We start from the raw sequence: 3,951 nt of genomic DNA on the forward strand, positions 1-3,951 counted from the left end.
GGGGCCGGGGGGTACGCCGCCCCCCCCGCCCCGCCCCCCCTGGGCGCCCAACTGCCCCGCTACCCAGGGTGTGTGGGAGGCTCTGCGCGCCCCCCACCCCACGCCGATCTCGGGGAGGACGGGCCGGTTCGGCACGGGGCCGCTAGGTTCTACCCATGACCGCTGTCGATGAGCTCAACGTCGTTCTGCTGGAGGCCGGCGCCACAGTGGCGACCGCCGAGTCTCTGACCGCCGGGCGTCTGGCTGCGCTGCTCACCGAGCCGCCGGGCGCGTCGAAGACGTTTCGCGGGGGCTTCGTGACGTACGCGACGGAGCTGAAGCACACCCTGCTGGGTGTCCCCGTCTCGGTGATCGAGACGGTCGGGGTGGTCTCCGCGGAGTGCGCCGCGGCGATGGCCGCGGGGGCGCGGGAGCGATCGGGGGCGACGTACGGGCTCGCGACCACCGGGGTGGCCGGTCCCGAGGAGCAGGAGGGAAAGCCCGTCGGGACGGTCTTTCTCGGTGTTTCCGGTCCGCACGGTGAAACAACGGCGCAACTCGGGCTGTCGGGCTCGCGTGCGGAGATCCAGCGTGATACGTGTTTGTTCGCTGTTGATGAACTACTCGGACTACTTCGGCGGGAACATCGAAGGGTCAGGTAGCGTTGGAGCCAGACGTCACCCAGATGTCGGTGACTTGTGACCTGTAGGAGGCTGACCGCAATGGTGCTCTTCCGTCGACTTCTCGGCGAGGTGCTGCGTGCCCAGCGGCTCGAGCGTGGGATGACCCTGCGCGAGGTCTCCGCGGAGGCGCGAGTCAGCCTCGGCTACATCTCCGAGGTCGAGCGCGGCCAGAAGGAAGCCTCCTCCGAGCTCCTCGCCTCGCTCTGCAGCGCCCTCGACGTGGCTCTCTCCGATGTGCTCCGCGACGTCTCCGACGCGGTCGCCCTCGAAGAGGCCACCATTCTGCGGATGCCCGTTCGCGCCGCGGCCGACGCTGCCGCCGCCTGAATCGTCCCGCCCCCGGAGTTTTTCCGTTCGGCGTGTCTCAAAGCGGGCGCGACCGTCTCCTTGCTGACGTGGGCCCACCACGGGCCCGCGCATTCATGGGGAGATGGTGCGATGCGCATGGCTGTCGAGAACGAGCTTCCGGACCTGACGGTCCCGGCGCCGCGGGGCGAGGGCGACCCGGTTTCCCCCGACCTGCTCGAGGCCGAGCTCTTCGGGCTGGAGGAGACCCTGAACATCCTTCGCGACGAGTTCACCTCAGTCGCTCCCGGTGAGCGCGCGCACGTCGCCCGCCACATGCGCGACACCCGGGTCCGGATCGCCCAGATCCGCCTGCGGCTGCTGCACGGCTGCTAGGCCTGGCAGCTCGCGCAGTAGTAGGCCGGGCGCTCCTTGCCGGGCGGGCCGACCCTGGCCACGGTCACGGTGCCGCCGCAGCGGCGACAGGCCCGGCGGCCGTAGACCCACATCTGGCGGGAGCGGGACCAGTCGGCCTGCATCAGCTCGCGGGTGCGCTGGAGGATCCGGGGGAGCCTGTCGCCGGCGTCATCGACCGTACGCAGCGGGTTGATCCCGGCGATGAAGCACGTCTCCGCGGCGTAGATCGTGCCGATCCCGGCGAGGTTGGTCTGGTCGCGCAGCGCCTCGAAGAGCGGTCGCTCCGGCTGGCTGCGGAGGCGCGCCAGGGCCGTGTCGGGATCCCAGTCGCCGGCGAGGATGTCCGGGCCGAGGTGGGCGACCAGCCGCTCCTCCTGGTCGCGGGGGACCAGCTCGACGATCCCGAGGAGGAAGCCGACCGCCTCGGTCCGCTCGGTGCGGAGCACCACCCGAGCCTGGAAGCCAGGCTTCGGCCAGCGCCGGCCGGCCTCGAGGATCCGCCAGGACCCCTCCATCTTCAGGTGGGTGTGCAGCGTCCACTCGCCGGTGCGGTGGTCGATCCGGGTCAGCAGGTGCTTGCCGCGCGTCACGGTGCCCTGGACGGTGCCGCCGGCGAGGTCGGCCGTGGCCAGCTGCGGCACCCGGAAGTCCGTGCGCGTCAGCACCTGTCCCGCCAGCCCCCGGTCGAGAGAGCGGGAGGTACGGAGCACGGCGTCGCCTTCCGGCACGTCCTCACCTGCTCTGCGAGGTCAGGCGCAGGCCGCGCGGGGTGGCGATGAAGCCGGCGTACTGCAGCGCCTGGCGCAGCGGCGTCTCGCCGGACCCGAGCAGCGGGGCGCCGTCGGCCTTCTCGACGGTGAGGCGTCCCAGTGCGCCTCGGCGCACGGCGTCGGCGAGGGCCTCGGCGGCCGGCTCGAGGAGATTGGGGTCTTCGGACCAGGTCAGCAGCGTGCGGCCGCCGCGCTCGACGTACAGGGCCAGCTCGCCGTCGACCAGCACCACGATCGCGCCTGCCTTGCGGCCGGGCCGGTGGCCCTCCTCCGAGACCGGCCAGGGGAGCGCCGCGCCGTAGGGATTGGCCGGGTCGGTCGCGGCGAGCGCGAGGGCGACGGGCTTGTCGGAGGGCTCGACCCGGGAGAAGGTACGCAGCCGGTCGACCGAGCCCGCCGTGCCGAACTGGGCGGCACCCAGGCCCTCGACGAAGTAGCCCCGTCTGGCTCGTCCGGACTCCTCGAAGGCGCTGAGCACCTTGTAGACGGCCGCGAACCCCCCGGGCGTGCGCTCGGACTGGACCGCGCCGCGGGTGACCACACCGTGGCGGTCCAGCAGTCGCTCGGCGGCGGCATGGGCGCGCTTGGTCGGGTCGGGGTCGGGCTCGGGCAGGATCGTCCAGCGCCCGGCCGTCTCCGGGAGGCTCGCTCGTGCCGGCATCCGAGCGCCGCCGGTGTAACGGCCGCCGCGGACTCGCGGCGGCGGCCTTCGGGAGCGGTGCGACGGTGTGCCGGAGCGGGTCAGGGCCCGCAGCGGCAGCAGGGTGTCGTTGCTGACCCGGCCCGACCAGACCAGCTCCCACAGCGCTGCGCTCAGATCGGCGTCGCTCGGGGTCTTCTCGTCGCCGGCAGCGACGGTCCGGGCGAGCTGGTGGAAGAACCAGGCACCGCCTGGCTCGAGGGCTTCGAGGATGCGCTCGGCCAGCGGGCCGGGCGGCATCTCCGCCGGCGGAGGCAGGGTCAGCTCGGCGGTGTCGGCCGGGTGCAGCGAGACCCAGCCGTCGGTGCCGGGCAGGGTGCCGTGACCGGCCCAGAGCACCTCGCCACCGGAGGTCAGCTCGTCGAGGAACGCCGGCTCGTAGTCGACCACACGGGTGGGCAGGATCAGGCTCTCCAGCGCGCTGGCCGGGACCGGGCAGCCGGCGAGCTGGTCGACCACGCTCAGCACCCCGTCGACGCCACGCAGCGCCCCCTTGCGTACGGACGTCTTCTGCCATGCCGGGAGAAACCTGCCCAGCGCCGCCGGCTCGACCGGCTCGACCTCTTTGCGCAGCCGGGCCAGCGAGCGCCGGCGCAGCATCCGGAGCACCTCGGCGTCGCACCACTCCAGCCCGCTCCCGCCGGGGCGGAACTCCCCGTCGAGCACCCGCCCGCGCGCCGAGAGCCGGGCCAGGGTGTGCCGCACGACCGCCTCGCCCAGCCCCAGCCTCGTTGCCACATCGGCCGCCGTGAACGGCCCGTGCGAGCGCGCGTACCGAGACACCAGGTCGCTGACCGGGTCCTCGACGGGCTCGGTGAAGGCCGACGGTACGCCCGGAGGGACTGCCACCCCCAGCCCGTCCCTGAGCCTGGCCACGTCCTCGACCACCGCCCACCGGGCCTCCCCGGCCACCCGCACCTCGACGACCCGTCGAGCGGTGGCGAGGCTCTCCAACGCCACCGAGACGTCACCCCGGTCGGCCGAGGCGTCACCCTGGTCGGCCGAGGCGTCAGCCGCGTCGGGCGAGGCGTCACCCTGGTCGGGCGAGGCGTCAGTCCCGTCGGCCGAGACGTCGCTTACGTCGGGCGAGACGTCAGCCGGTGACGCTTCGCCCGAC

The 3,951-nt window shown here is 73.3% G+C and carries 5 protein-coding genes; 3 read left to right on the top strand and 2 right to left on the bottom strand.

Annotation, left to right across the window (positions count from 1 at the left end):
* The first annotated feature begins 155 nt into the window (after positions 1-155).
* The 3 genes from ACFVDI_RS26630 to ACFVDI_RS26640 all read left to right on the top strand — a co-directional run bounded on the left by ACFVDI_RS26630 (position 156) and on the right by ACFVDI_RS26640 (position 1,343).
* Positions 156-641 (top strand): CinA family protein, encoded by a 486-nt coding sequence (locus ACFVDI_RS26630; RefSeq protein ID WP_378911886.1) that lies wholly within the window; start codon positions 156-158, stop codon positions 639-641.
* Positions 642-701: 60 nt separating this feature from the next.
* Positions 702-989, top strand: a complete 288-nt coding sequence (locus ACFVDI_RS26635; RefSeq protein WP_040754988.1) for a helix-turn-helix domain-containing protein — start codon at positions 702-704, stop codon at positions 987-989.
* Between the two features lie 117 nt (positions 990-1,106).
* On the top strand, positions 1,107-1,343 hold the full coding sequence (locus tag ACFVDI_RS26640; protein WP_378911888.1) for a hypothetical protein: 237 nt from the start codon (positions 1,107-1,109) through the stop codon (positions 1,341-1,343).
* Here the strand turns inward: ACFVDI_RS26640 and ACFVDI_RS26645 are convergent.
* Positions 1,340-2,092: a DNA-formamidopyrimidine glycosylase family protein gene (locus ACFVDI_RS26645; protein WP_378911889.1), complete on the bottom strand. Its 753-nt coding sequence runs from the start codon at positions 2,090-2,092 to the stop codon at positions 1,340-1,342. The two genes, ACFVDI_RS26640 and ACFVDI_RS26645, sit on opposite strands and share 4 nt — an antisense overlap.
* Positions 2,093-2,096: 4 nt before the next feature.
* The coding region (locus tag ACFVDI_RS26650; RefSeq protein ID WP_378911891.1) for a DNA glycosylase AlkZ-like family protein at positions 2,097-3,951 on the bottom strand (1,855 nt) is incomplete at its 5' end.

It is taken from the genome of Nocardioides sp. NPDC057767, assembly GCF_042798275.1.
Lineage (GTDB): Bacteria > Actinomycetota > Actinomycetes > Propionibacteriales > Nocardioidaceae > Nocardioides.

Coding starts and splice junctions, on each gene's coding strand:
- ACFVDI_RS26630 (WP_378911886.1), top strand. CDS start 156: ATGACCGCTGTCGATGAGCTCAACGTCGTTCTGCTGGAGGCCGGCGCC.
- ACFVDI_RS26635 (WP_040754988.1), top strand. CDS start 702: ATGGTGCTCTTCCGTCGACTTCTCGGCGAGGTGCTGCGTGCCCAGCGG.
- ACFVDI_RS26640 (WP_378911888.1), top strand. CDS start 1,107: ATGGCTGTCGAGAACGAGCTTCCGGACCTGACGGTCCCGGCGCCGCGG.